This is a genomic window from Streptomyces sp. NPDC048436 (assembly GCF_043200355.1).
GTDB lineage: Bacteria > Actinomycetota > Actinomycetes > Streptomycetales > Streptomycetaceae > Streptomyces.
In genome coordinates this window covers 744,306-769,717 of the sequence record NZ_JBICXP010000002.1, presented here as the reverse complement: position 1 = coordinate 769,717, position 25,412 = coordinate 744,306, and the positions used below count along the sequence as shown (strand labels likewise).

Below are 25,412 nucleotides of genomic sequence, written 5' to 3'. Positions count from 1 at the left end.
AAGAGCGTGTCAGGGTAGGTGGATCATCGAGCAAGGGGAGCAACATGACTGACCCGGCCGCTGTCGCCCGCCTCACCCGCGACCTGACCTCCGCGGTGAAGTCAGGCAGCCTCGCGGACCTCTACCAGGATCTGCACCGCGTGCCCGAACTCGCCTTCCAGGAGCATCGCACGGCGGGGCTGCTCGCCGAGCGGCTGAGCGCTGCCGGATACGCGGTGACCGGCGGGGTCGGCCGCACCGGCGTGGTGGGCGTCCTGGAGAACGGCGACGGTCCTGTGGTGTGGCTGCGCGGCGACATGGACGCGCTGCCCGTCACGGAGAAGACCGGCCTTTCCTACGCGTCCACGGTCGAGGGCGTCATGCACGCCTGCGGCCACGACATGCACGTCACCTGGCTCACCGGCGCGGCCGAGGCGATGGCCGCCGCCCGCGACGCGTGGTCCGGGACGCTCGTGGTGATCGGGCAGCCCGCGGAGGAAGGCGGCGGCGGGGCGGCGGCGATGGTCGCCGACGGGCTTCACGACCGCTTCCCCCGGCCGGACGCAGTCTTCGGGCAGCATGTCGCCCCGGGCCCCGCGGGCCTCTACTCCCATACGCCCGGGCTGATCATGTCGGCCTCCGACGACGTCCACATCACGGTGCCCGGAGTCGGCGGGCACGGTTCGCGGCCCGAGGCGTCCGTGGACCCGGTGGTGACCGCCGCGCACATCGTCACCCGGCTGCAGACCGTCGTCTCGCGCGAGGTGTCAGCGGCGGAGTCCGTGGTGCTGACGGTCGGCGAGTTCCACGCCGGTCAGCGCCCCAACATCATTCCCGCCGAGGCCCGCCTCGCACTGAACCTGCGCACCCAGAACCCGAAGGTGCGCGAACGCGTGCTGGCCGCCATCCGGCGCATCGTCGAGGGCGAATGCCTGGCCGGCGGCTGCCCGGCCCCCGCCGAGGTGACGATGGGCGCGGGCTTCCCCGCGACGGTCAACGACGCGACGCTGGACGAGCAGGTCACCGCCGTGCACCGGGAGGTCTTCGGCACGGCAACCGTGATCGACTTCGGCCCCGCGATGGGCAGCGAGGACTTCTCGCTCCTGGTGCCCGCCCAAGTGCCGTACGACTTCTGGTTCGTGACGTCCACTTCCACGGAGGCCTGGCAGGCGGCTCCGGGCGACGAACTCGGCGAGAAGCTCGACGCGGTGCCCAGTAATCACAGTCCCCTCTTCGCGCCCGACCTGTCCGTACTCGTGCCGGGCGTGCAGACGCTGGCAGCCGCGGCCCTGAGCCGGTTCGCCTGAGCTCTGCGACCCTTCGCGGAGCCGCTCAAGCTTCAGCAGTGGTCGAAGACGTGATCCTTCGTGCCCTTCGGCAGGACGTCGCGGTCGCGCAAGGTGACGGACAGACGCGGGCCCCAGGAGTCGCAGGCGGTGTCGTAGTCCTTGCGCGTGTACTCGACGGCGAAGACCTTGTCGTCGTAGGCGTCCGCGAAGGCACCGCACTCCTTGTACGCGGCGCACTCCTCGACGACGGCGAAGTCGAACCCGACGCGTTCGCGCTGGGGCAGAATATCGGTGGTGTTCTTCTGTGCGATGGCCAGACCGCGGCTGTGGGCCCGCTCGGCGAGCAGCTTGGCGAAGGCGGCCGCGTGCCGGGGAGTCAGCAGGTCGTCGGAACGCTCGTAGGAGTCCAGGTTGTCGGGCTCGACGGCGTCGTATCCGGCGTCGGCGCAGCCGTCGATCCAGGGCCCGACGACGTCCATCAGCTCCTTACGCTTGCCGGAGGTGGAGATGTCCAGGAGGGGCTCTTCCCAGTCGGTGTCGATCACCAAGGAGCCGTCGTCGTCCTTGAGGAGCAGATCCGGGTGCTTCTTCTTCCACCAGGTGGCGGCGTCGCCGCCCGGCTGCGTCTGGAAGGCGTTGACGTAGCACACGTTGTAGAGGCCCTTGGCCGGCTCGGCGGAGCGGTCGCGTGAGACCGCCCGCACCGCGCCGTCCGGCGGGTAGGCGCCGCCGAGTTGATAGTCGAAGACGGCGTCGGCCTCAGGAGGCCGCACGGTGCCGGACGGTTTCGGGGCGGAGGTGTCCTTGTCGTCGCCGGTGGCACAGGAGGTGGCCATGAGCAGGGCGGCGAAACAAGCGGTCAGACGGCTGAGACGCGAGCGGTTCGGACGGTTCAGGCGGTTCGGGTGGTACGGGTGGTGCATGGGTCGCTTTCGTCCGTCCGGCTCAGTGCGCGATGGAGTCGATGAGTTCGCGCGCGCCCTGGCGAAGCAGCGTGACCGCCACCGACGTGCCGAGCGTCGCGGGGTCGAGGGGCCCGGCCCACTCGTGGGCGTTGAGGACCGTCTTGCCGTCCGGGGTGAAGACGCGGGCGCGCAGCGACAACTCGCCGCCCCGCTCGCAGCGCGCGTACCCCGCGATGGGGGAGTTGCAGTGCCCCTGGAGGACGTGCAGGAACATGCGCTCGGCGGTGGCCTCGCGCCATGTGTCGGGGTCGCCGACGCCCGACACGGCCTCGATGGTCGCCGTGTCGTCCTCGCGGCACTGCAACGCCAGGATCCCCGCACCGATCGGCGGGCACATCGTCTCCACGGAAAGGATCTCGCTCGCCACGTCCATCCGGTCGATGCGCTCAAGACCCGACACGGCGAGCAGCAGCGCGTCCGCGTCGCCCGCGGCCAGCTTCTCCATCCGGCGCCCCGCGTTCCCGCGCATCGGCACGCACTCCAACTCGGGGTGCGAGGAGGCGAGTTGAGCGATGCGGCGGACTGAGGAGGTGCCGATACGGGTGCCTGCCGGCAGCTCGTCCAGGGTCAGCCCGCCGGGGTGGATGAGCGCGTCGCGGATGTCGTCCCGCTTGAGGAACGCGGCGAAGGTGGTGCCCGCGGGCAGCGGCCGGTCCGCCGGGACGTCCTTGACGCAGTGCACCGCGAGGTCCGCCTCACCGGCGAGCAGCGCCGCGTCGACCTCCTTGGTGAACGCCCCCTTGCCGCCGAGCTTCGCGAGATCCCCCATCCACTTGTCACCGGAGGTCGTGACCGGCACGACCTCGGTACGGATGCCGGGGTGCAGCGCGGCGAGTTCGGCGCGTACGCGCTCGACCTGGGCGAGCGCCATGGGCGAGGAACGGGAGACGATGCGGATCAGCTCAGGAGCGGACATGCGCACCACGATAGAGGCTCGCAACGGCCGCCCGGTAAAAGGCTCCCGCGTCACCGCGGCTTCGCGCGCCACCGGTGCCGGATCGTCCTGGCGTGCGCCACGCACCGCCTCCTCATAGCGTGAGAGGCAAGTCGGCCACCGTCCACGCGTCCCTGTGCAGGTCACCGGCGTCAGCCCCGGGAGGTCCCATGTCCACCGCCGCGCACCAGCGGTCCCCGATCGTCCTCGAACAGATGGCCCCCACCCATCTGGCCGACGTCCTCGCTCTGGGACGCGAGCTGTACGACACCTCGGTGAAGCCGTACACGTCGTGGTCCCTCTCGGCGATCGCCCGGCATTTGGACGCCGACGCGTCCGCCTGCTGGGTCGCGGTCGACGGCGGCGCGCTCGCCGGGTTCGTATGCGGCTCGATGGGGTTCGACCAGCGCCCGGACTGGGGGAACCTGGAGTGGATCGCCAGCGCCCCCGCCTACCAGGGCCAGGGCGTCGCGAGCCATCTGGTGCAGGCCTGCTGCGCGACGCTGACCGCCGCGGGCGCCACCGCCGTCGTGACCGACGTCGAGTCGCGCAACACCGCGTCCGCCGCGCTGATGCGGCGCAACGGCTTCGAGGAGGGCGTGACGGTCACACTCTTCGTGCGCGACACCTCCGAGGCGCAGGCCTGACAGCCCCCACCCCGCGCATCCTCACCCCGCACAGTCCTTCCCCGGCTCCAACGGCGGTGAACTGACGCCCAGATGGGAGGTGCAGCGCGGTGTGTTCCCCGGGTCCTCGTGCCACGCGGCCGGGCGCGGGCGGATGAAGACCCCCGCCGCTGCCGCCGCGAGGACGAAGAGTCCCGCGCAGCCCACGACCGCCTTGCCGAACGCCGTGTTGAGCGCCGCCGGATCCGCGTACGCCGTACCGGAAAGGCCCACCGCAAGCGGCAGCGCGGCGACCACCAGCATCTGCGCGACCCGCGCCGCGGTGTTGTTCACGCCGCTCGCCAGGCCCGCGCGCCCGGCGTCGACCGAGGCCAGGACCGTCGCCGTCAGCGGGGCCACGAACACGCTCATCCCCAGGCCGAGCACCACGACGGCCGGCAGGACGTCCGTGACGTACGAGGCGCCGGGCTCGATCCGCAGCATCAACAGCGCCCCGGCCCCCGCGATCAACGGCCCCGCCACCAGCGGAAGCGTGGGACCCACCCGCCGCGACAGATCGCCCGCGGCAGCCGAGAGCAGCAGCATCAGAACCGTGATCGGCAGCGTCGCCGTCCCCGCCCGCAGCGCGTCGTAGCCCAGCGTCGTCTGCAACTGCACCGGCAGCATGAACAAGAGCCCGCCGATGGCCGCGTACAGGCACAGCGTCATGACGTTGGCCGCGCTGAACAGACGGGAGCTGAAGAGCGAGAGCGGCAGCATCGGGTTGCGGCGGCGGTGCTCGACCACGACGAAGGCGACCCCCGCCGCGAGCCCACCGAGCCCCGGCAGGACGGCTGCCGCCGCCGACCCTTCACCCGAGGCGCCGATCAGCGCGAAGCTGATCCCCGCGAGGAACAGCGCCGCCAGGCACGCCCCCGTCACGTCGAACGGCTTGTCGGCGGCGCCCCGCGCGCGGCTCTCCGGCACATGCCGGACCGCGAAGAGCACGAGCGCGGCCAGCGGCACATTGATCAGGAAGATCCACCGCCAGCCGGGCCCGTCGATCAGCCAGCCGCCCAGGAAGGGCCCGATCGCCCCCGCGACCCCGCCGAGCCCCGACCACGCGCCCACCGCACGCGCCTGGTCCTCGGCCCTGAACGACGTACGCACCAGGGCGAGCGAACCGGGCGTGAGCAGCGCCCCGCCGATTCCCTGCAACGCCCGCGCCGCGATGAGCATCCCCGCGTCCTGCGCGAGGCCGCACAGGGCCGACGCCACCGAGAACCACACGATGCCGATGATCAGCGTCCGCCGGCGGCCGATGCGGTCACCGAGCGCACCGCCGAGCAGCAGCAGCGCGGAGAGCGTGAGCATGTAGGCGTTGACGACCCACTGCAAAGACGCGATCGACGTGTCCAGTTCGCGGCCGAGCGTCGGCAGGGCGATGTTGACCACCGTGCCATCGAGCATCGCCATGCCCGACGCGAGGACCGCGCAGGCAAGGACCCAGCGGCCCCGCGCGGACGCCAGCGCGACACCGCCGTCGGCGCTGTCCTTCGCGGACGCCTCCGAGGTGGACGTCATCCCTCACCGCCTCACATGTGCACCGCGCCGCCGTCCGCGTCCGAGTGGACCGGCGCGCCGCGTCGGTAGAGCACGACCGTAACGAGGAGACCGACCGCGAAGAAGACCGCCGACCACCAGTACGCCGTCGAGTAACTCTCCATGGCTGACTGCGCCTTCACCGCCGGCGACGGCTGCCTGCCCACGAGATAGTCGGCCGCGGCGCTGGTCGCAAGGGAGTTGAGCAGGGCGGTGCCGATCGAACCACCCACCTGCTGGCTGGTGTTGACCATCGCCGACGCCACTCCCGCGTCGTGCGAGGCGACACCCGCCGTCGCCATGCTCATCGCGGGTGCGAAGACCAGACCCAGACCGAGGCCGGCCACGAGCAGCGGCGGCAGCACATGTGCCGCGTACCCGCTGTGCACGTCGAGGGCGGTGAGCCAGGCCATCGCGGCCGCCGCGAGGCCCATGCCGAGCGGCACGATCGGCTTCGCGCCGAACCGCGGCACGAGCCAGTTGGTCGTGACGACCGAGATGACCACCATCACGCCGACCATCGGCAGGAACGCGAGACCGGTCTTCACGGGCGTGTAGCCGAGGATCTGCTGGAGGTAGTAGGTCAGGAACAGGAAGACACCGAACATGCCCGCGCCGGAGATGAACATCGCGAGGAACGACGCCGCGCGGTCCCGGTCGAGCACCACCCGCAGCGGCAGCAGCGGATGCGAGGCCCGCGTCTGCCACCAGGCGAACGCCGCCAGCAGGACGGCGCCGACCACCAGGAAACCCCAGGTGTCGACATCGCTCCAGGCATGCGTCTCGGCGTTCGAGAAGCCGTAGACGATGCAGAACAGGCCCGCGGAGACCAGCACCGTTCCGGGGACGTCCAGCTTCGGCCGGTCCGCAGGCCTGCCGCCGTGCAGCAGCCGGGCGCCGCCCAGCATGGCGAGGACCGCGAAGATCAGGTTCACGTACAGGCACCAGCGCCAGTCCAGGTACTCGGTCAGTACGCCGCCCAGGAGCAGGCCGACCGCGCCGCCCGCGCCCGCGATGGCGCCGTAGATGCCGAACGCCTTGGCGCGTTCTTTGGGGTCCGTGAACGTCGTGGTGAGCAGGGACAGCGCGGCGGGCGCCAGGAGCGCCCCGAACACGCCCTGCAGCGCGCGGGCCAGCACCAGCATGGTGAAGCTCGTCGCCGCACCGCCGAGCGCCGAGGCCAGCGCGAATCCGCCGAGTCCGGCGAGGAAGACGACCTTGCGGCCCACCAGGTCGGCGATCCGGCCGCCGAGGAGCAGCAGGCTGCCGAAGGCGAGTGCGTACGCCGTGACGATCCACTGGCGGTTGCCGTCGCTGAACCCGAGGTCCTGCTGGGCCGATGGCAGCGCGATGTTCACGATCGTCGCGTCGAGGACCACCATGAGCTGGGCGATCCCGACGACGCCGAGGATCAGCCAGCGGTGCTCGTGCCGCCCGCCGCTCTGTGGTGGGGCGGCGGAGGCCGTGGGGCCGGTGGCCTGCACGGCTTCGAAGGGCTCCGGCGCGGGTGAGCGGTCCATCGGTGGCCTCCAGACACCCCCGGTCGCACAAGGCCCCCGTCACACCGTAGGCGCGCCTCCCCGAGCCCGCGACCGGGGCCCGGTGGGGCCCCGTACCCGCTACGGCTAGGCTGACCCCGCAGCTGGTTCGCCCCGTCCGCCAGGCGGGATGCGTCGCAAGAGGGAACCCGGTGGGAATCCGGGACTGCCCCGCAGCGGTGAGTGGGAACGAACGCCGTCACCCGCACTGGATCCGGTCCCCGGGTCCGGGAAGCGACGGCCAGTAGATGCCTGACGCGCACGCCTTCACATGAGGCGTACGCGGCCTGGCCCGCCCACGAGTCCGAAGACCTGCCACCTGCCCGCACGCCACCACGGCGCGCGGTAACTCGGTGACCTCGAGGGCGGGTCGGCGGACCAGGCAGGGTGCTCGGCATCCGTGTCTGTGCTGTCCCTTCGCGTCCTCGTGCGGCATCGAGTCCGACCGCTCGACTCGCGAAGGAGAGTTGACGTGACTGACCCCACGCCCACCGCACGGCCCGTCGCCACAACCACCGCACGGCCTCTCGCCACGGTCCACGGCTACCCCCGGCAGGGCCCCGACCGGCAGTTGAAGAAGGCCATCGAGGGCTACTGGTCCGGCCGCACCACCGCCGGCGCCCTGCACGAGACCGCGGCCCGCCTGCGCCGCGACACCTGGCGTCTGCTCGCCGACGCCGGGATCGGCGAAGTGCCCACCGGTGACTTCTCGCTCTACGACCACGTCCTAGACGCGTCCGTGATGCTCGGTGCGATCCCCGACCGGCACCGCGAAGCCGTCGAAACCGACCCGCTCGACGGGTACTTCGCCATGGCGCGCGGCACGCAGGAGGCGGCGCCGCTCGAAATGACGAAGTGGTTCGACACCAACTACCACTATCTGGTCCCCGAGTTGGGCCCGGACACCGTGTTCCGCGCCGACTCGGGCAAGCAGGTGCGGGAGTTCACCGAGGCGCGCGCCCTGGGTCTGACGGCCCGGCCCGTCCTCGTCGGCCCCGTCACGTTCCTGCTCCTGGCCAAGCCCGCCGCGGGCGTCGACCCCGGCTTCGAACCGCTGACGCTGCTCGACCGGCTGCTTCCGGTGTACGCCGAGGTCCTCGCCGATCTGCGCGCGGCGGGCGCCGACTGGGTCCAGCTCGACGAACCCGCCCTGGTGCAGGACCAGCCCGCGTCCGTGCTGAGCGCCACCGGCCGCGCCTACCGCGACCTCGGCGCACTCACCGACCGGCCCAAGCTGCTCGTCGCCTCCTACTTCGACCGGCTCGGCGCGGCCCTGCCCGTCCTCGCCCAAGCACCCGTGGAGGGCCTGGCCCTGGACTTCACGGGCCCGGCCGCCGCCCACCTCGACGCGCTGGCCGCGGCGGGCGGACTGCCCGGCAAGCGCCTCGTCGCGGGTGTCGTCGACGGACGCAACGTATGGATCAACGACCTGGAGCGGTCCCTGTCGACGCTCGCCACCCTGCTCGGCCTCGCCGACCGCGTGGACGTGGCGCCCTCCTGCTCCCTGCTGCACGTCCCGCTGGACGCCGCCGCCGAGCGCGACCTCGATCCGCAGGTGGCCCGCTGGCTCGCCTTCGCCCGGCAGAAGACCGACGAAGTCGTCACGCTGACCAGGGGCCTTGGCGGCGGAGCCGACGCGATCGCGCCCCAACTTGCAGCGAACAAGGCGGCGTTGGCGTCTCGCGCCGGATCCGCCCTCACCCACGACCCGGCCGTACGCGCCCGCTGCGCCGCCGTCACCGCCGAGGACACCCGCCGACCCCAGGCCTACGAGCAGCGCGCGGCGGCCCAGCACACCCGCCTGGGCCTTCCGCCGCTGCCCACGACCACCATCGGCTCCTTCCCGCAGACCACCGAACTGCGCACCGCGCGCGCCGACTTGCGGGCGGGGCGGATCGACGCGGCGGCCTACGAGGAGCGGATCGCCGCGGAGATCCGCGAAGTCGTGGCGTTCCAGGAGAAGGCGGGCCTCGACGTCCTGGTCCACGGGGAGCCCGAACGCAACGACATGGTGCAGTACTTCGCCGAGCAACTCACCGGCTATCTGGCCACCCGGCACGGCTGGGTCCAGTCGTACGGCACCCGCTATGTGCGGCCGCCGGTCCTGGCGGGCGACATCTCGCGGCCGAAGCCGATGACGGTGCGCTGGACCTCGTATGCCCGCTCGCTCACGGACCGTCCCGTCAAGGGCATGCTGACCGGGCCCGTGACCATGCTGGCCTGGTCGTTCGTACGGGACGACCAGCCGCTCGGCGAGACGGCACGGCAGGTCGCGCTCGCCCTGCGGGACGAGGTCGGCGACCTGGAGGCCGCCGACACCGCCGTCATCCAGGTCGACGAACCCGCCCTGCGCGAGACGCTGCCCCTGCGGGGCGAGGACCGGCCCGCGTATCTGGCGTGGGCCACGGAGGCCTTCCGGATCGCGACCTCGGGGGTCCGCGCCGACACGCAGATCCACACGCACATGTGCTACGCGGAGTTCGGTGAGATCCTCGCCGCCATCGAGGATCTCGACGCCGATGTGATCAGCCTGGAGGCCGCGCGGTCGCGGATGCAGATCGCCGACGAGCTGGCCGAGGCGCGCTATCCGCGTGAGGTCGGCCCCGGGGTGTACGACATCCATGCCCCGCGTGTACCGGCCGAGCGTGAGCTGACCGACCTGATCGACCGCGCCCTGAAGGCCGTGCCGAGCGGGCGGCTGTGGATCAACCCGGACTGCGGTCTGAAGACGCGGGGCTGGGACGAGGTCCGTCCCGCCCTGGAGCGGATGACGGCCGCCGCGCGCAGGGTGCGGGGCAACCTTCCCGCCGAGGGGTAGCGGAATCGGCCCCGCCGGAAGCGTGATGCGCGCTTCGCGCTTCCGGCGGGGGCTTCGTTCAGCCCTGCTGCTGGACGATGTTGACCATCCAGGGGATGCCGAAGCGGTCCGTGCACATGCCGAACACGTCGCCCCACATCTGCTTCTCCAGGGGCACGGAGACCGAGCCGTCGGCGGACAGCTTCTCCCAGTAGCCGCGCAGCTCGGCGTCGTCGTCGCCGCTCAGGCTCACCGAGAAGTTGTTGCCCGGGGTGTGCTCCGTGCCCGGCGGGTTGTCGGCGCCCATCAGGGTGAAGCCGCTCGGGGTCTCCAGCATGGCGTGCATGATCTTGTCGGCGTCCGGAGTGCCCTGGTGGCCGGCTTCACCGTAGGTGTTGAGGTTCAGCGTGCCGCCGAGAACCTCCTTGTAGAACTCCATCGCCTGCCGGGCGTCGCCGTCGAAGCTGACGTAGGGGTTGAGGCGCGAGGCCATGAAAACCTCCCAAAATGGGGTAATGCTCAGGTGCGCGCACAGTAGCGCGAGGCACTGACAACGGCCTGCCGAGGCGTCCTTTGCATGCGGGCGTCCCTTGCGTGCCCCTTGCACGCGCTTTGTCGCGCCCGGTTATTCAATCTTCATCAAATCCGGTCCGGCATGCGGACGGACCTCTTGTGTGCGGACTGTATGCGAAATACGTTCTGCCGTATTCCTTGATCGTCCACGATCAGCCCGGAACCACTGGCGGAGGTACTTCCCCGTGCGCCGAAAAGCGGTTGCCCTCGCGGCAGTTGCCCTGGTGATGTCCACGACCGCGGCCTGCGGCTCCTTGCAGTCATCGGCCACCGAGGTCGGCGGTGAGCGCATGACCGACGACCGTCCCGTCCGGGACGGCGGCACCCTCACCGTCGCCCTCAACGCCGACCCGGACAAGCTCGATCCGACCCTCGCGCAGACGCTCGTGGGCCGCACCGTCTTCGCCGGGATGTGCGAGAAGCTCTACGACATCGACGAGCACGGGACCGTGATCCCGCAGCTCGCCACCGCCCTGCCCAAGACGTCGAAGGACGGCCGCACCGTCACCATCGGCCTGCGCAAGGGCCTGACATTCAGCGACGGCACGAAGCTGGACGCGGCGGCCGTCGTCACCTCGCTGCACCGGCACCGTGACCTCCCCGGGTCGGCGCGCGCCACCGAACTCGCCCCGCTCACCAAGGCGGAGGCGACCGGGACGTACACGGTGAAGCTCACGCTCAAGCAGGCCTACGTCCCGCTCACGGCCGTCCTCGCGGACCGCTCCGGGATGGTGATGTCACCCACCGCGCTCAAGAAGTACGGCAAGAACTTCACCAACCACCCCTCCTGCGTGGGCCCGTTCAAGTACGTCGAACGCGTCGGCGGCGACCGCATCGTGCTCGCCAAGGACCCCCACTACTACGCGGCCGATCAGGTCCACCTCGACAAGGTGATCTACAAGCCGATCCCCGACGGCAACGTCCGGCTCGCCAACCTGCGCTCCGGCGACATCCAGGTCGGCGACCAGATGACACCCGTCGACGTCCGCAGCGCCCTGACCGAGCCCGGCCTCCAGCTCTTCAACTCGCCCTCGCTGGGCTACCAGGGCATCGGCCTCAACGTAGGAAACGTGAAGGGGCTCGGGGAGAAGCCGGGGCGCGTCGACACGCCTCTCGCGCGCGAACCGCGGGTCCGTGAGGCGTTCGAGCTCGCCATCGACCGCGATCTGATCAACAAGGTCGTCTTCCAGGGCATGTACGAGCCCGCCTGCGGCCCCGTATCTCCCGAGTCCGCCATCGCGCCGGGCGTCAAGGCGTCCGCCTGCCCCAAGCGGGACGTCGCCAAGGCCAGGCGGCTCCTCAAGGAGGCCAGGGTGAAGACCCCGGTCCGCATCGAGCTGAAGGTGTCCACCACGCCCGAATCCAGCCGTCTCGGGCAGGTCGTGCAGGCCATGACCAAGGAAGCCGGGTTCGCCGTCACGCTGCGGCCCACCGAGTACGCCACGATGCTCGAAGAGACCGACTCCGGGCAGTACGACGCCTTCACCAGCGGCTGGTCGGGACGGCTCGACCCGGACGGCAACATCGCCAGCTTCCTGCAGACGCGCGGCGCGATGAACGCCTACGGACTCTCGGACCCGGACATCGACCGGCTCGTCGAACGCGGCCGAGCCGAGGCCGACCCGGACGAACGCGCCAAGATATACGGCGAGTTGACCGAGCGCGCCAACGAGCGACGCGGCCTCATCTACCTCTACCGGCAGAAGAACTACATCGTCACCGGCAAGGACGTCGCGGGCGTCCGCGTCTACGGAGACGGCCTGGTCCGCGTCTCGACTGCGGGGTACGCCCGATGAGCCTGAGCCCCTCGCGCGTGCGCTCCCCGCGCCTGAGCCCCATGACGTCCTATCTGCTCACCCGGATCCGGCAGTCCCTCATCACGCTCGTCCTGGTCAGCATCGTCGTCTTCGCCGGTATCCGCGCGCTGCCCGGCGACCCGGCGCTCGCGCTGGCAGGCGAGGAACGCAGCCCCGAGGCGCTCGCCGCGATCCGGTCGAGCTACGGCCTCGACGACAACATCGTCATCCAGTACGGGCGGTTCATCGGGCACGCGATCACCGGCGACCTGGGGACCTCCTCGCGCACCGGCCTCCCCGTCGCCGACGCGATCACCGCGGCGCTGCCCATCACCCTCGAACTTGCCGCCCTCTCCCTCCTCCTGGCGGTCGTCGTCGGCATCGGCGCGGGCATCGTCGCCGCCGTCCGGCGCGGAAAGCCCGAGGAGTGGCTGGCCAACGCCCTCGCCCTGCTCGGGCTCTCCATCCCCACCTTCTGGCTCGGCATCGTCCTCGTCCTCGGATTCGCCATCGCGATCCCGGTCTTCTCGGCCTCCGGATACGTTCCCTTCGCCGCCGACCCGCTCGACAACCTGCGCCGCATGGTGCTGCCCGCGATCGTCCTCGGCTCGGGGCTCGCGGCCGTCGTGATGCGCCAGACGCGGGCCGCGATGCTCGACTCGCTCTCCGCCGACTACGTACGCACCGCGCGGGCCAAGGGTCTCTCGCGGCGCGAGGTCATCGGCGGGCACGCGTTGCGCAACTCCCTGGTCACGGTCGTGACCGTGCTGGGTCTCCAGCTCGGCCACCTCATCTCGGGCGCCGTCGTCACCGAGCAGATCTTCGTCCTGCCCGGCTTCGGCAAGCTCACCATCGACGCCGTCTTCACCCGCGACTACGCGACCCTGCAAGGCGTGGTGCTGTGCACCTCCGCCGCCTACATCCTCATCAACCTGCTGGTCGACGTGGCGTATTCGGTCATCGACCCGCGCATCCGGCTCGGAGGTGCCCGGTGACGACAGCGGTGCTCACAAGACTGGGGCGGATACGTTCCGCCGGAGCGGGCGCCGGCAGCGGCAAGCTGCGTGCCCTGCGCAAGAACCGGCTCGCGATGACCGGCGGGATCATCGCCGCCGTGTTCGTCCTCGCGGCGCTCTTCGCGCCACTGGTCGCGCCGTACGATCCCGCGCGCCCCGACTTCGCCAACGCCCTCGCGGCGCCCGGCTGGTCGCACTGGCTCGGCACGGACGACCTCGGTCGCGACCAGCTCTCCCGCGTCGTGTACGGGGCGCGGGCGTCCATGCAGGTCGGCGTGGTCGCGGTCGCCCTCGCGTTCGTCGTTGGTGTGCCGCTCGGGCTGCTCGCGGGCTACTACGGCAAGTTCACCGACAGCGTCGTCTCGCGGCTCACCGACACGATGCTGGCCTTCCCCTTCCTGGTGCTCGCCGTCGGACTCGCCGCGGTGCTCGGCCCCTCCCTCACCAACGCGACCATCGCGATCGGCATCTCGCAGATCCCGGCCGTCATCCGCATCACCCGCGCCGAGACACTGCGGCTGCGGCACGTCGACTATGTGGCCGCCGCCGTCGCCAACGGGGGCGGCGACGCCACCGTGCTCTTCCGGCACATCCTGCCCAACGCCACCTCCGCCCTGACCGTCCAGGCGACCGTCGGCATTCCCGCCGCGATCATCGGCGAGGCCCTGCTCAGCTTCCTCGGACTCGGCGTCCAGCCACCGGACGCCTCGCTGGGTGTGATGCTCTCCGGCGCCCAGTCCTTCCTGGCGCCCGCGCCGTGGATGGCGGTCTTTCCCGGCCTCGCGGTCGTCGCGGCCACCCTGGCGTTCAACCTGCTCGGCGACGGCCTGCGGGACGTCCTCGACCCACGAGGAGCCACCCGATGAGCGAGCCTGTATTGAGCGTGCGCGACCTGTCGGTCTCCTTCCGCTCGGACACCCGTACCGTGCACGCCGTCGACCACCTCTCGTACGACGTCGCACCGGGCGAAGTGCTCGCGGTGGTCGGCGAGTCGGGGTGCGGGAAGTCCGTCACGGCGATGGCGGTGATGGGGCTCCTGCCGCCCACCGCGCGCATCGACGGGTCGATCAGGCTCGGCGGGCGCGAGCTCGCCGGAGCGAGCGAGAAGGAACTCGGGAAGGTCCGCGGCAAGGACATCGCGATGATCTTCCAGGAGCCGATGACCTCCCTTAACCCGGTCCTGACCATCGGCCGCCAGATAGGCGAGGTCCTCCGCCGCCACCAGGGCCTGTCGAAGAAGGACGCACGCGCTCGTGCCGTCGAACTCCTCGACCTGGTGGGCATCCCGGCCCCCGCCCAGCGCGTCGACGAATACCCGCACCAGCTCAGCGGCGGCATGCGGCAACGTGTCATGATCGCCATCGCGGTCGCCTGCGACCCCTCCGTCCTGATCGCCGATGAGCCGACCACCGCGCTCGACGTCACCGTCCAGGCGGGCATCCTCGAAGTCCTCCAGTCCCTGCGGGAGCGGCTCGGCACCGCGATCGTGCTGATCACCCACGACCTGGGAGTGGTGGCCGACGCCGCCGACCGCGTCCTGGTCATGTACGCGGGCCGCCCCGTCGAACAGGCCCCGGTGCACGAGCTGTTCGCCGAGCCACGTCACCCCTACACCCGCGGCCTGCTCGGCGCGGTCCTTCGCCCCGGCGGCGAGGGCAAGCGGCGCCTTCCCGAGATCCCCGGCCTGGTGCCGAGCCTGGACGCACAGCCGGACGCCTGCACCTTCGCCCCGCGCTGCGCCCACGCCGACGAACAGTGCACGACGAGCCGCCCCGCTTTCAAGGCGGCCTCCCGCAGCGCCGGGGCCGATGCCCCGCACCGGGCGGCATGCTGGCACCCGCAGGACGCCCCTGCCCTCACGCCCACTCCTCAGGAGGCCGGACAGTGACTCCCACCCAGCCACCGCACCCCCGCGAGGGCGATGAGACCCCGGTGCTCGAACTGATCGGCCTGGAGCGGCACTTCGCCGGTTCCGGAGGCACCGTACGCGCCGCCGACGGCGTCACGCTCACCGTCGGCAAGGGCGAAGTCGTGGGCCTCGTGGGGGAGTCCGGCAGCGGCAAGTCGACCGTGGGGCGCTGCGCCGTACGGCTCGACGAGCCCACCGGCGGCACCGTCCGCATCAACGGCACCGACGTCACCCGCCTCTCCCGGCGCGCCCTGCGGCCCTTGCGCAGAAACTTCCACCTCGTCTTCCAGGACCCCTCCTCCTCGCTCGACCCCCGTATGACCGTCGGGCAGATCATCGCCGAACCCCTGCGCCTGCACGGCATCGCCAAGGGAGAGGCGGCACGTGCGCGCGTCGCCGAACTCCTCGGCCAGGTCGGTCTGCGCCCCGAGCACGCCGACCGGCATCCGCACGAACTCTCCGGCGGACAGCGCCAGCGCATCTCCATCGCCCGCGCGCTCTCCGTCTCCCCGGACCTCCTGGTGGCCGACGAGCCGACCTCCGCGCTCGACGTCTCCGTGCAGGCCTCCGTCCTCAACCTCCTCGCCGATCTCCAGCGCGACCGCGGCTTCGGGTGCCTGTTCATCACGCACGACCTGGCGGCGGTGGAGTTCCTCGCCGACCGCATCGCCGTCATGTACCTCGGCCAGATCGTCGAACAGGCCCCGACCGCCGAGCTGTTCGCCGACCCCAAACACCCCTACACCCAGGCCCTGCTGTCCGCCGCGCCCGTGCCCGACCCGGTACTCCAGCGCACCCGCCAGCGCATCGTCCTCAGCGGTGAACTGCCGAGCCCGCTCGCCCCGCCCCCGGGGTGCCGCTTCCACACGCGCTGCCCGCTGGCCGTCGACCGCTGCCGCGTCGAGGTGCCCGAGCTGCGCGAACTCCCCGGCGACGGCCGCCGCCAGGTCTCCTGCCACCTCGTCGCCGACGACGGGACGGCCCCGGACGCGGCCGGCGCGCCGGCCCTCCATACGATCCCCAGCACCCGCACCGCACGCTAGGAGCAGCACCCTTGTTCACCACCCGGCCGACCCTCCAAGGCACCTTCGGCATGGCGTCCTCCACCCACTGGCTCGCCTCGCAGTCCGCGATGGCCGTCCTGGAGGACGGCGGCAACGCCTACGACGCGGCCGTCGCCGCGGGCTTCGTCCTGCACGTCGTCGAGCCGCACCTCAACGGCCCGGCCGGCGAGGTGCCGATCATCCTTGCGCCCGCCGAGGGCCGCGTACGGGTCCTGTGCGGGCAGGGCGTCGCGCCCGCCGGTGCGACCGTGGCCCACTACCGTTCGCTCGGCCTCGACCTGGTGCCGGGCACCGGCCCGCTCGCGGCTGCCGTGCCCGGCGCGTTCGACGCGTGGATGCTGCTTTTGCGGGACTACGGCACCAAGTCCCTCGCCGATGTCCTCAAGTACGCCATCGGATACGCCGAGGACGGGCACGCACCCGTGGAGCGCGTGGGCGAGACCGTCGAGACGGTGCGTGAACTCTTCGAGTCCGAATGGCCCTCGTCGGCAGAGGTCTACCTTCCCGGCGGCACCTCACCGCGCCCCGGCGAACTGCTGCGCAACCCGGCGCTCGCCGCCACCTGGCGCCGCCTGGTCGCCGAGGCCGAGGAGGCCGGGAAGGGTTCGCGCGTCGAGCAGATCGAGGCCGCGCGGAAGGTCTGGAGCGAAGGCTTCATCGCCGAGGCCCTGGTCCGCCAGGCGGCGCGTCCCACGATGGACACCAGCGGAACCCGGCACACCGGCACCCTCACGGCAGCGGACCTCGCCGGGTGGGAGGCCACCTACGAGGACCCGGCGACGTACGACTGGAACGGCTGGACCCTGTGCAAGGCGGGCGGCTGGAGCCAGGGCCCGGCCTTCCTCCAGCAGCTGGCCCTGCTGCCTGCCGCGCGCGCGGAGCTGCCCGCCTACGGCTCCGCCGACTACGTCCACCTGCTGATCGAGGGCTGCAAGCTCGCCATGGCGGACCGCGAGGCCTGGTACGGAGACGCGGACGGTAGCGGCACGGTGCCGGTGGCCGACCTGCTCTCCGCCGAGTACAACGCGGAGCGGCGGGCGCTCATCGGTGAGAAGGCGTCGCACGAGCTGCGCCCTGGAAGCCCCGGCGGGCGCACCGCGCAACTGGCCGCCCACGCGCGCGCCGTGGCCGCCGGGGAGCCCGGCTTCGACGCCCTTGGTCTGCCCGGAGCAGGCGCCGGTGAGCCCACCGTCGCCAAGAGCGGCACGTCACCCGTGCCCGGCGAACCGGACGTCTCGGCGGACGGCGCCACCCGCGGCGACACCTGTCACCTCGACATCGTCGACCGCTGGGGCAACATGGTCGCGGCCACGCCGAGCGGCGGCTGGCTGCAGTCCAACCCGGTCGTCCCCGAGCTGGGCTTCCCGCTCGGCACCCGGCTCCAGATGGCCTGGCTGGACGAAGGTCTGCCCAACTCCCTTACGCCGGGCCGCCGTCCGCGCACCACCCTGACGCCGTCCCTCGCGCTCAAGGACGGCGTACCGGTGATGGCCTTCGGGACCCCCGGCGGCGACCAGCAGGACCAGTGGCAGGTGCACTTCTTCCTGGCGGTGGCCCTGGGCGCGTCCGTACGCGGCGGCCTCGACCTCCAGGGCGCCATCGACGCCCCGAACTGGCACAACGACAGCTTCCCCGGCTCCTTCTACCCGCGCGGCATGCGCCCGGGCAGCGTCACGGTCGAGTCCCGCATGGACGGCGAGGTCATCGAGGAGCTGCGGCGGCGCGGTCACGACGTGACGGTCGGCGACGCCTGGTCGGAAGGCAGGCTCTGCGCGGTGGCGCGGGACCCGCGGACCGGGGTCCTCTCGGCGGCGGCCAACCCGCGCGGCATGCAGGGCTACGCCGTGGGCCGCTGACGCGCTCGGCCCCGGCGCCGCTCGCTGACGGGCGGGGCCGGGGCCTCTGGTGGGTAGGGCGACGCTCAAGGACGGCTGTCGAGCGAGTCCTCCGCGGAGGGCTCCCGCTCGGGCTCCCTGGGGGAGGGCAGCGCCACCGTGGCCGCCGCGGTCTCCCGGCGGCCTGCCACCAAGGCGCCGACCCGCATGGCCACCGGCTGCGCGAAGCGCGCGGTGAGCGGGCCGACGATCACGAGGATCAGGACGTACGCCGTGGCCAGCGGGCCGAGCGACGGTTCGATGCCCGCGGTGACGGCGAGACCCGCGATGACGATGGAGAACTCGCCGCGCGCCACAAGCGCACCGCCCGCACGCCACCGTCCCTTGACGGAGATCTTGGCGCGGCGGGCCGCCCAGTACCCCGTGGCGATCTTCGTGCACGCCGTCACGACGGCGAGTGCGAGCGCGGGAAGCAGCACCGGCGGAATGCTCGCCGGGTCGGTGTGCAGACCGAAGAAGACGAAGAAGACGGCGGCGAACAGGTCCCGCAGCGGAGCGAGGAGACTGTGCGCGCCCTCGGCGACCTCCCCGGAAAGCGCGATGCCGACCAGGAACGCCCCCACAGCTGCGGAGACCTGGAGTTGCTGCGCGATCCCGGCGACCAGGATGGTCAGGCCGAGGACGACGAGGAGCAGCTTCTCGGGGTCGTCGCTCGACACGAAGCGCGAGATGACGCGGCCGTAGCGCACCGCGAGGAACAGGACAAGGCCCGCCGCCCCGAGGGCGATCCCCAGGGTGAGGCTGCCCGCGGCCCAGCCGACACCGGCGAGGAGGGCGGTGATGATCGGCAGATACACCGCCATCGCCAGGTCTTCGAGGACCAGGATGCTGAGGATGACGGGTGTCTCGCGGTTGCCGAGGCGGCCCAGGTCGCCAAGGACCTTGGCGATGACGCCGGATGACGAGATCCAGGTGACACCCGCGAGGACGACGGCGGCCACCGGACCCCACCCCATGAGCAGCGCGGCGATCGCACCCGGCACGGCGTTGAGCCCCATGTCGACAAGACCGGCCGGGTACTGGGTCTTGAGATTGCTGACCAGGTCGCTCGCGGTGTATTCGAGCCCCAGCATCAGCAACAGCAGGATGACGCCGATCTCGGCGCCGATCGCGACGAACTCCTCACTGGCGCCAAGCGGGAGCAGCCCGCCCTCACCGAACGCGAGCCCGGCGAGGAGATAGAGGGGGATGGGCGAGAAGCGGAACCGCCCGGCGAATCTGCCGAGAAGCCCGAGCGCGAGGATGATCGCGCCGAATTCGATCAGGAAGACAGCGGAGTGCATCGGATCACTCCCGCCCGAGTATCGCGGCGGCGCTCTCCACACCCTCGCGGGTGCCGATCACGATGAGGGTGTCCCCGCCCGCGAAACGGAAGTCCGGCGCGGGCGACGGGATGGCCTCGGCCCTGCGAAGGACCGCCACGATGGAGGCGCCGGTCTCGGTCCGCATCTGGGTCTCGCCGAGCACCCGGCCGTTCCAGTGCGAGGTGCCGGACACCTCGATGCGTTCGGCGACCAGACCCAGATCGGTGGTGTGCAGGAGGTTCGGGCTGTGGTGCGAGGGCATCAGGGCGTCGATCAGCGCGTCCGCCTCACCCGAACTCAGCCGCAGCGAGAGCGCGCACTCGTCGGGGTCGTCGGAGCGGTAGGCGCTGAGGGTGCGCGCCCCGTCGCGGTGCGCGACCACCGAGATCCGGCGCTGTTCGCGCGTGGTCAGGTCGTACCGGATACCGATGCCTGGAAGTGGCGTCTGGCTCAGGCGTGAAGCGGGCACAGCTCTCCCCTGGTGCTGATTGGCTGGTTGGGCGTCAATACGGCGTTAAGGTCACCCTATCGGCCCGTTCTTTGCCTGAACTTGGTGGTAGAGGTCCCGCACCTGGGGTTAAAGGGGGTGGGTTAGAGGGGGTGCTCCGCAAGCACCGTCTCGACGGTGTCGGCCTCGGCGGGCGTCTTGTCCTCGCGGTAGCGGACGACCCGGGCGAAGCGGAGCGTGACGCCCGCCGGATAGCGGGTGGACTTCTGCAGCCCGTCGTAGGCGATCTCGACGACGAGCTCCGGACGTACGGTCACGACGTAACCGTTCTCGCTCACCGCGAGCTCACGCAGCCGCTCGGTCTGCCAGGTCAGCATCACGTCGGTCATGCCCTTGAAGGTCTTTCCGAGCATGGCGAACGTCCCGTCGGCGCGCCGGGCGCCCAGGTGCAGGTTGGACAGCTTGCCGGTCCGCCGACCGTGCCCCCACTCGGCGGCAAGGACCACCAGGTCCAGGGTGTGCACGGGCTTCACCTTCAGCCAGGAGGCGCCGCGGCGGCCCGCGCTGTAGGGCGCCTCAAGGGATTTCAGTACGACACCTTCGTGGCCGCGCCGCAGGGTGTCGGCGAAGAAGTCCTCGGCCGCGCGGCGCGCGTTCTCGTCCGCCGGATCCTCCACCAGGGTGCGGCGCACCCGCATCGGCTCGGGGACCAGGCGCGCCAGGTGCGTGTGCCGCTCGGAGAACGGCAGGTCGAGCAGATCATGGCCGTCGGCGTAGAGAACGTCGAAGAAGACGGGGGAGAGGGGAAGACCGGCGGCGGCGGTGGCGACATCGAGACGCGAGCCGACGCGACCGGCGATCTCCTGGAACGGGCGGGGTCTTCGGTCGCTGTCCAGCGCGATGACCTCACCGTCGAGGATGAAGTTCTCCCCCTTCAAGTCGAGGGTGGCGGTGGTGAGTTCGGGCAGTCGGTCGGTGATGTCGTCGAGGGTGCGGGTGTAGACGCGTACGTCGTTCCCGTCGCGGTGCACCTGGACGCGGATGCCGTCCAGCTTCTCCTCGACCGCGCACGCGCCGAGCTTGTCGAGCCCTTCGGCGACGGTGGGGGCGCCGTGCGCGAGCATGGGCTGGACGGGCTGCCCGACGCTGAGCCGGAAGTCGTCCAGGGCCTCGGCCCCGCGCGCCAGGAGGGCCTGGGCGACGGGGCTCACCGCCCCCGCCAGCATCACCGCGCGCCGCACCGCGGTCGCCGGAACCCCGGTGGCCTGCGCGAGGCCCTCCACGGCGACGGCGTCGAGCGCGCCCTGGCGGACCTCGCCGGTCAGCAGCCCGACCAGGAACCGTTGCTCCTCGGCGGTGGCCGCCCCCATCAGCTCGGCCACAAGGCGCTTCCGCTCGGCCTGCGATCCGCTGCCGGAGACCGCGCCGATGGCCGTGAGCGCGGCGTCCGTGCCGCGGACGGTGAGGGTGGGCTCGGAGGCGGGCGGGGGCGGGTTCTTCAGCAGGTTCCATCCGATGCCGAGCCGGCCCTGCGGGAGGCGGCCCGCCAGGTACGGGATGACGACGGGGGCGTCCTTGGGGGAGGCGGCGCGGAAGAGGTCGGCGAGGAGGGCGGTCTTCCCGGAGCGGGCCGGGGTGGTGGCCACGGCCTGGGACACGTGGGCGAGTCTGGCTAGGAGCATGGGTTTTCCTTTCCCCGGACCCACTCCTCCCCGAAACCGGGGCTCCCCAGCCTGCGGGAGTGGCGCAGGTCACAAAGATTGTCCCGCCTGTCGCGTAATGAACACCCTCCCCACTGACTCGTACAGGCATGGAGGAAACGCCAGGAGAAGCGGAAGCGGGAGCGGACGTGGATACGGCGGAAGTTGAAGCACAGAGGAGTCCGATCATGGCCGTCACCCTTGAGCAGCCCGCTCGCGCCCGCCTTTTCACGCCCGAGGGGCGTGAGCGCCCGCTGCCCGTGACCCTGGGCTACTCGTCGGCCGATCCCCTGGCCGTCCAGATCACCTTCCCGCCCGAGGCCTCCCTCGACGGCGCGGAGGTCACCTGGATCTTCGCCCGCCGGCTCCTGGAGGAGGGGCTGCGCGCCCCCGCGGGCGCCGGTGACGTCCACATCTGGCCGGCCGGACGGGCGCGCACAGTGCTCGAATTCCACGCGCCGCAGGGCCTCGCCCTGGTGCAGTTCGACAGGGCGGTGCTCCAGCGGTTCCTGCTGCGTACGTACGCCGTCGTGGGCCCGGGACGGGAAGCCGCGGGGCTCAACCTGGACCAGGACCTCGACCGGCTCCTCGGCGGGGTCTGACGCGGGCCTGCCCGCACGGCTCCCTGGTCAGCGCCGCATCGCCCGTCGCCGGATCACCACCACGGCGCCCGCCACCAGAGCCGCGGCACCGGCGGCGGCGAGAAGGGCAGCGGGCCAGGCGGAGCTGTCCGGCTCGACCGAATGCCCCGCGAGCTCGGCAGCGGGCGCGGCCCCCTGTACCCGTGCCTGCCGCTCGCTCTCGGGGACCAGCGACCCCACCGGCGTGACGCGGCCCGCGGCCTTGAACCCCCAGTCGAGGAGCGACCTGGTCTCCTCGTACACCGCGTACCCGCCGCCCGCCTGCGGGTTCATCACCGAGACGATGAGGGTGCGGCCGTCCCGCTGCGCCGCGCTGATGAGGGTGTTGCCCGCGTGGCTCGTGTAGCCGTTCTTGATGCCGAGGAGACCGGGGTAGGGCGTCACGCCGTTGGCGCCGGTGAGGAGCCGGTTGGTGTTCTGGATGGGGTACGACAAGCCGCCGCTCGGGAACTTGGCGACCGGCGTCGAGCAGTAGCGGGCGAACTCCGGGTCGGAGAGTCCCGCCCGGCCGAACACCGCGAGGTCGTACGCGGAGGAGACCTGCCCCGCCGCGTCGTATCCGTCGGGAGAGACCACATGGGTGTCGCGGGCGCCCAGAGCACGTGCCTTGGCGCGCATCTGTCGGACGGTCCGTTCCCAGCCGCCGTTGAGTCCGGCCAGCACGTGCACGGCATCGTTGCCGGAGCTGAGGAACACGCCCCGCCACAGATCGGCGATGCGGTAGCTGCGCCCCGCCTCGACCCCCACCAGGCTGCTGCCCTCCCCGATGCCGGAGAGCTCGCTCTCGGTGACCTTGTGCCGCGCGACGGCGTCCAGATGGGGCAGGGCGGTGAGGGCGAAGAGCGACTTCAGGGTGGAGGCGGGCGGCAGTTGACGGTGCGCGTTGTGCGCGCCGAGCACTTCGCCCGTCCGGGCGTCGGCCACCAGCCAGGAGAGCGCGGAGACGTCGGCCGGCACGTCCGGAGCCCCCGCGCCCGGCCTGATCTGGACGCCGGGCCGGTCCAAGAGGTCCGGAGGGAACGCGGCGGGCGGCTTCGGGGGCGCGGGTTCGGCCGGGGCGGCCGCCGCGACGGTGGTGGGCAGGAGGGCCAGGGCAACGATCGCAAGGGCCGCGGTGCGGAGGGATGAGGAGCGCGGGAGGTACCTGATGACCATTCAGTCACCGTAGGAGCGCGGTCCCGAGCCCGCAGGTCAGCTTGGTCCGGCTGGATGTACCGGGCGTCCGGCCGGGTGCTTCGGGCGTCCGGCCGGGTGGATGGCGCAGGCCGGTAGGTTGCGTGGTTGTGCCCCTTCCCGAACCCGCCCCGCTGCCCACACTGCTTGCCAGGGTCGGCGGAGGGGGGCCTCGGTGATCGCTCGGCTGTGACGGGCGGCCGGCTGCTGCTGGTGGTGTTCTGGTCGGCGGTCTGGCCTTGGTCGGCCTCGGCCTCGGCGGCGAGTGCCGGGGCGACACCCGGCACCCGGCGCGGTGGAGCAGGACCTCCGGATAGTCCTGCGCCCGGGGCGAGTTGTCGCCCCCGATGGCTTCCGGCGGGTCAGCGCTTCAGCCCCGCGGCCGGACGTGCAGGTCGGGTCCGCTCGTCCCGGGGGCCTCCACGCCCGGCAGCAGCCGCATGTCGTGGTCGTAGTCGCCGCCGACGAGCGACCGGAACGGCACCGGCTCATCGGTGAAGAGGCCTTCGAGGCGCCGGCGGTACTCCCGCTCGGCGTCCGCGAACCGCTCGTCCGGCAGCTCATTGGACGCGTACACCGCGAACGGCTCCAGCGGCGCCATGCCCGTGAACCAGAACAGGCCGTGCTGCACCGGATGGAGGATGTCCGAGAGGCGGCCGTGGATGCCCCGGTCGGAGAACGACGACTCCCGGGCCCCCAGCGTCACCGACACCAGCGCCCGCCGCCCCGCCAGCGGGCCCTCGCTGTAGGGCGGGGGCACCGCGGGACCGTAGCCGAAGCCGCTGGTGAACACCCGGTCGATCCAGCCCTTCAGGATGGCGGGCGGGGAGAACCACCACATCGGGAACTGCAGAATCACCGCGTCCGCCCAGCGCACCTTCTCCTGCTCCGCCGCGATGTCGGGCGAGAGACGTCCTTCCAGGGTGTCCCGCTCGGAGGCGGCCATCACGTGCAGCCGCCGGTCCGCGACGTGACCGGCGAAGTCGTCGGCGTCGACCGTCGCCTTCCACTTCATCGCGTAGAGGTCGGAGACCCGCACCTCGTGTCCCGCCGCCCGCAGCTCGCCGACCGCGAAAGCGGCGAGCGAGGCGTTGAGCGACTCGGGTTCCGGGTGGGCGCTGACGACGAGGATCTTCTTGGGCCGCTGGGGCGTGGCTTCGTTCATGACGCCACGTTCTCCCGGCGCGGGCAAGGCAGCCAGCACCCTGGTCGACGGCGGAACGCCGGTCCTGGTACTGCGAGGACCACCCATACTTGGACGCATGGAAGGCGTGGACCACATGAAGACCAGCGACGGGGCCAGCGACGGGACCGGCGGCGGGTCCGGCGCGACCCGGCATGACCTCGGCGGCTTTCTGCGCGCCCGCCGGGGTCGCGTCACGCCGGAGCACGTCGGGATCGCCGGTGGCAGGCGCCGCCGGGTGCTCGGGCTGCGCCGCGAGGAGCTGGCCCAGCTCGCCGGGATCAGCGTGGACTACTACGTACGTCTCGAACAGGGCCGGGCCACCCAGCCGTCCCCCGAGGTGCTCGACGCGCTGGCCGGGGCGCTCGGCCTCGACGCGGCGGAGCGCGGCCACCTGACCACCCTCGCCGCCGGGCGGAGCGATCCGGCGCCGAGGGCCCGGGTCAGCCCGCTGCTGCGGCGCATCCTCGACTCCCTGGCCGGGCTCCCGGCGTTCGCGACGGACCACCGCCTTGACGTGGTGGCCTGGAACAGCCTGGGGGCCGAGCTGATCGGCGGCCTGGCCGAGCCGGAGCGCCGCGACCGGAACAACGCCAGGTTCCTCTTCCTGGACCCCGCGTCGCGCGTGGTCCACCCCGAGTGGGAGGACCGGGCGGCGGAGGCCGTGGGCCAGCTGCGGGTGGCGGCGGGGCGCTACCCCGAGGACGCGGATCTTGCCGCGCTCATCGCCGAACTGGCCGCGCGCAGCGACGAGTTCCGGCGGATCTGGGACAGCGGGGAGGTCGTGATGTGCGCGGCGGGCCGCAAGCGGCTGCGGCATCCGGCGGCCGGGCTGCTCACCCTGGACTTCGAGACCCTGCACGTGCCGGCCGCGCCCGGTGAGACGGGCCTGGTGGTGCACGTGTTCAGCGCGGAGGAGGGCAGCCCGGAGGCCGAGGCCCTCACCCGGATCGCCCCGGGGCGGAGCCCGGAGGTCCGGGTCCTGCCCTGAGGCGACATCG

The 25,412-nt window shown here is 71.9% G+C and carries 21 protein-coding genes and 1 riboswitch; of the genes, 11 read left to right on the top strand and 10 right to left on the bottom strand.

Translation table 11 applies throughout. The annotated features are described in order from the left end of the window. Positions 1 to 44: 44 nt before the first annotated feature. Entirely contained in the window at positions 45 to 1,286 is a 1,242-nt protein-coding gene (locus tag ACGFX9_RS09915) for an amidohydrolase (protein WP_393467493.1), read from the top strand. Between the two features lie 32 nt (positions 1,287 to 1,318). Here ACGFX9_RS09915 and ACGFX9_RS09910 read toward each other — a convergent pair whose 3' ends face one another. After that, positions 1,319 to 2,191, bottom strand: a complete 873-nt coding sequence (locus ACGFX9_RS09910) for an endo alpha-1,4 polygalactosaminidase (protein ID WP_393467491.1) — start codon at positions 2,189 to 2,191, stop codon at positions 1,319 to 1,321. A 22-nt stretch (positions 2,192 to 2,213) separates the two neighbouring features. Beyond that, a complete protein-coding gene (gene hemC / locus ACGFX9_RS09905) occupies positions 2,214 to 3,149 on the bottom strand; it encodes a hydroxymethylbilane synthase (RefSeq protein ID WP_393467485.1) in 936 nt (311 codons plus the stop codon). Between the two features lie 188 nt (positions 3,150 to 3,337). Between hemC and ACGFX9_RS09900 the strand changes: the two genes are divergently transcribed. Further along, positions 3,338 to 3,814, top strand: a complete 477-nt coding sequence (locus ACGFX9_RS09900) for a GNAT family N-acetyltransferase (RefSeq protein ID WP_393467481.1) — start codon at positions 3,338 to 3,340, stop codon at positions 3,812 to 3,814. Between the two features lie 21 nt (positions 3,815 to 3,835). Here ACGFX9_RS09900 and ACGFX9_RS09895 read toward each other — a convergent pair whose 3' ends face one another. After that, positions 3,836 to 5,356: an MFS transporter gene (locus ACGFX9_RS09895; RefSeq protein ID WP_393467478.1), complete on the bottom strand. Its 1,521-nt coding sequence runs from the start codon at positions 5,354 to 5,356 to the stop codon at positions 3,836 to 3,838. Between the two features lie 11 nt (positions 5,357 to 5,367). Beyond that, positions 5,368 to 6,894, bottom strand: coding sequence for an MFS transporter (locus ACGFX9_RS09890; protein ID WP_393467476.1), 1,527 nt, complete (start codon positions 6,892 to 6,894; stop codon positions 5,368 to 5,370). Between the two features lie 106 nt (positions 6,895 to 7,000). After that, positions 7,001 to 7,247, top strand: a riboswitch (cobalamin riboswitch). Positions 7,248 to 7,384: 137 nt separating this feature from the next. On the opposite strand from ACGFX9_RS09890, the gene metE reads away from it, so the two are divergent. After that, entirely contained in the window at positions 7,385 to 9,730 is a 2,346-nt protein-coding gene (metE, locus tag ACGFX9_RS09885; protein ID WP_393467474.1) for a 5-methyltetrahydropteroyltriglutamate--homocysteine S-methyltransferase, read from the top strand. Between the two features lie 58 nt (positions 9,731 to 9,788). Here metE and ACGFX9_RS09880 read toward each other — a convergent pair whose 3' ends face one another. Then, entirely contained in the window at positions 9,789 to 10,202 is a 414-nt protein-coding gene (locus ACGFX9_RS09880) for a VOC family protein (protein WP_393467471.1), read from the bottom strand. A gap of 265 nt (positions 10,203 to 10,467) precedes the next feature. On the opposite strand from ACGFX9_RS09880, the gene ACGFX9_RS09875 reads away from it, so the two are divergent. The 6 genes from ACGFX9_RS09875 to ACGFX9_RS09850 are packed head-to-tail and all read left to right on the top strand — an operon-like array spanning position 10,468 to position 17,923. Then, on the top strand, positions 10,468 to 12,078 hold the full coding sequence (locus ACGFX9_RS09875; RefSeq protein ID WP_393467468.1) for an ABC transporter substrate-binding protein: 1,611 nt from the start codon (positions 10,468 to 10,470) through the stop codon (positions 12,076 to 12,078). A gap of 41 nt (positions 12,079 to 12,119) precedes the next feature. Next, entirely contained in the window at positions 12,120 to 13,073 is a 954-nt protein-coding gene (locus tag ACGFX9_RS09870) for an ABC transporter permease (RefSeq protein ID WP_393468335.1), read from the top strand. Between the two features lie 20 nt (positions 13,074 to 13,093). Continuing rightward, the gene (locus ACGFX9_RS09865) at positions 13,094 to 13,960 is read left to right on the top strand and encodes an ABC transporter permease (RefSeq protein WP_393468331.1); all 867 of its coding nucleotides are present in this window, start codon (positions 13,094 to 13,096) and stop codon (positions 13,958 to 13,960) included. Beyond that, positions 13,957 to 14,982, top strand: a complete 1,026-nt coding sequence (locus ACGFX9_RS09860) for an ABC transporter ATP-binding protein (protein ID WP_393467465.1) — start codon at positions 13,957 to 13,959, stop codon at positions 14,980 to 14,982. Before ACGFX9_RS09865 ends, ACGFX9_RS09860 begins: the two co-directional genes overlap by 4 nt. After that, on the top strand, positions 14,979 to 16,046 hold the full coding sequence (locus ACGFX9_RS09855; protein WP_393467462.1) for an ABC transporter ATP-binding protein: 1,068 nt from the start codon (positions 14,979 to 14,981) through the stop codon (positions 16,044 to 16,046). Before ACGFX9_RS09860 ends, ACGFX9_RS09855 begins: the two co-directional genes overlap by 4 nt. 11 nt (positions 16,047 to 16,057) lie before the next feature. Next, positions 16,058 to 17,923: a gamma-glutamyltransferase family protein gene (locus ACGFX9_RS09850; RefSeq protein ID WP_393467459.1), complete on the top strand. Its 1,866-nt coding sequence runs from the start codon at positions 16,058 to 16,060 to the stop codon at positions 17,921 to 17,923. A gap of 65 nt (positions 17,924 to 17,988) precedes the next feature. On the opposite strand, the gene ACGFX9_RS09845 is transcribed toward ACGFX9_RS09850, so the two are convergent. The 3 genes from ACGFX9_RS09845 to ACGFX9_RS09835 form a co-directional block, all read right to left on the bottom strand. Next, a complete protein-coding gene (locus tag ACGFX9_RS09845) occupies positions 17,989 to 19,245 on the bottom strand; it encodes a cation:proton antiporter (protein ID WP_393467456.1) in 1,257 nt (418 codons plus the stop codon). A gap of 4 nt (positions 19,246 to 19,249) precedes the next feature. Beyond that, on the bottom strand, positions 19,250 to 19,720 hold the full coding sequence (locus ACGFX9_RS09840; RefSeq protein ID WP_393468328.1) for a cation:proton antiporter regulatory subunit: 471 nt from the start codon (positions 19,718 to 19,720) through the stop codon (positions 19,250 to 19,252). Between the two features lie 137 nt (positions 19,721 to 19,857). Beyond that, positions 19,858 to 21,396, bottom strand: a complete 1,539-nt coding sequence (locus tag ACGFX9_RS09835) for an ATP-dependent DNA ligase (RefSeq protein WP_393467453.1) — start codon at positions 21,394 to 21,396, stop codon at positions 19,858 to 19,860. A 206-nt stretch (positions 21,397 to 21,602) separates the two neighbouring features. Here ACGFX9_RS09835 and ACGFX9_RS09830 point away from each other — a divergent pair, with 206 nt between their 5' ends. After that, positions 21,603 to 22,016: an SsgA family sporulation/cell division regulator gene (locus tag ACGFX9_RS09830; RefSeq protein WP_393467450.1), complete on the top strand. Its 414-nt coding sequence runs from the start codon at positions 21,603 to 21,605 to the stop codon at positions 22,014 to 22,016. A gap of 27 nt (positions 22,017 to 22,043) precedes the next feature. Here ACGFX9_RS09830 and ACGFX9_RS09825 read toward each other — a convergent pair whose 3' ends face one another. Both ACGFX9_RS09825 and ACGFX9_RS09820 read right to left on the bottom strand, forming a co-directional pair. Next, positions 22,044 to 23,210, bottom strand: a complete 1,167-nt coding sequence (locus ACGFX9_RS09825; protein ID WP_393467448.1) for a D-alanyl-D-alanine carboxypeptidase family protein — start codon at positions 23,208 to 23,210, stop codon at positions 22,044 to 22,046. Between the two features lie 388 nt (positions 23,211 to 23,598). Continuing rightward, the gene (locus ACGFX9_RS09820) at positions 23,599 to 24,393 is read right to left on the bottom strand and encodes an NAD(P)H-dependent oxidoreductase (protein ID WP_393467445.1); all 795 of its coding nucleotides are present in this window, start codon (positions 24,391 to 24,393) and stop codon (positions 23,599 to 23,601) included. 97 nt (positions 24,394 to 24,490) lie between these two features. On the opposite strand from ACGFX9_RS09820, the gene ACGFX9_RS09815 reads away from it, so the two are divergent. Then, positions 24,491 to 25,402, top strand: coding sequence for a helix-turn-helix domain-containing protein (locus tag ACGFX9_RS09815; protein WP_393467442.1), 912 nt, complete (start codon positions 24,491 to 24,493; stop codon positions 25,400 to 25,402). Positions 25,403 to 25,412: the final 10 nt, after the last annotated feature.

Coding starts and splice junctions, on each gene's coding strand:
- ACGFX9_RS09915 (WP_393467493.1), top strand. CDS start 45: ATGACTGACCCGGCCGCTGTCGCCCGCCTCACCCGCGACCTGACCTCC.
- ACGFX9_RS09845 (WP_393467456.1), bottom strand. CDS start 19,245: ATGCACTCCGCTGTCTTCCTGATCGAATTCGGCGCGATCATCCTCGCG.
- ACGFX9_RS09835 (WP_393467453.1), bottom strand. CDS start 21,396: ATGCTCCTAGCCAGACTCGCCCACGTGTCCCAGGCCGTGGCCACCACC.
- ACGFX9_RS09895 (WP_393467478.1), bottom strand. CDS start 5,356: ATGACGTCCACCTCGGAGGCGTCCGCGAAGGACAGCGCCGACGGCGGT.
- ACGFX9_RS09870 (WP_393468335.1), top strand. CDS start 12,120: ATGACGTCCTATCTGCTCACCCGGATCCGGCAGTCCCTCATCACGCTC.
- ACGFX9_RS09900 (WP_393467481.1), top strand. CDS start 3,338: ATGTCCACCGCCGCGCACCAGCGGTCCCCGATCGTCCTCGAACAGATG.
- ACGFX9_RS09820 (WP_393467445.1), bottom strand. CDS start 24,393: ATGAACGAAGCCACGCCCCAGCGGCCCAAGAAGATCCTCGTCGTCAGC.
- hemC (WP_393467485.1), bottom strand. CDS start 3,149: ATGTCCGCTCCTGAGCTGATCCGCATCGTCTCCCGTTCCTCGCCCATG.
- ACGFX9_RS09815 (WP_393467442.1), top strand. CDS start 24,491: ATGGAAGGCGTGGACCACATGAAGACCAGCGACGGGGCCAGCGACGGG.
- ACGFX9_RS09890 (WP_393467476.1), bottom strand. CDS start 6,894: ATGGACCGCTCACCCGCGCCGGAGCCCTTCGAAGCCGTGCAGGCCACC.
- ACGFX9_RS09830 (WP_393467450.1), top strand. CDS start 21,603: ATGGCCGTCACCCTTGAGCAGCCCGCTCGCGCCCGCCTTTTCACGCCC.
- ACGFX9_RS09825 (WP_393467448.1), bottom strand. CDS start 23,210: ATGGTCATCAGGTACCTCCCGCGCTCCTCATCCCTCCGCACCGCGGCC.
- ACGFX9_RS09880 (WP_393467471.1), bottom strand. CDS start 10,202: ATGGCCTCGCGCCTCAACCCCTACGTCAGCTTCGACGGCGACGCCCGG.
- ACGFX9_RS09860 (WP_393467465.1), top strand. CDS start 13,957: ATGAGCGAGCCTGTATTGAGCGTGCGCGACCTGTCGGTCTCCTTCCGC.
- ACGFX9_RS09910 (WP_393467491.1), bottom strand. CDS start 2,191: ATGCACCACCCGTACCACCCGAACCGCCTGAACCGTCCGAACCGCTCG.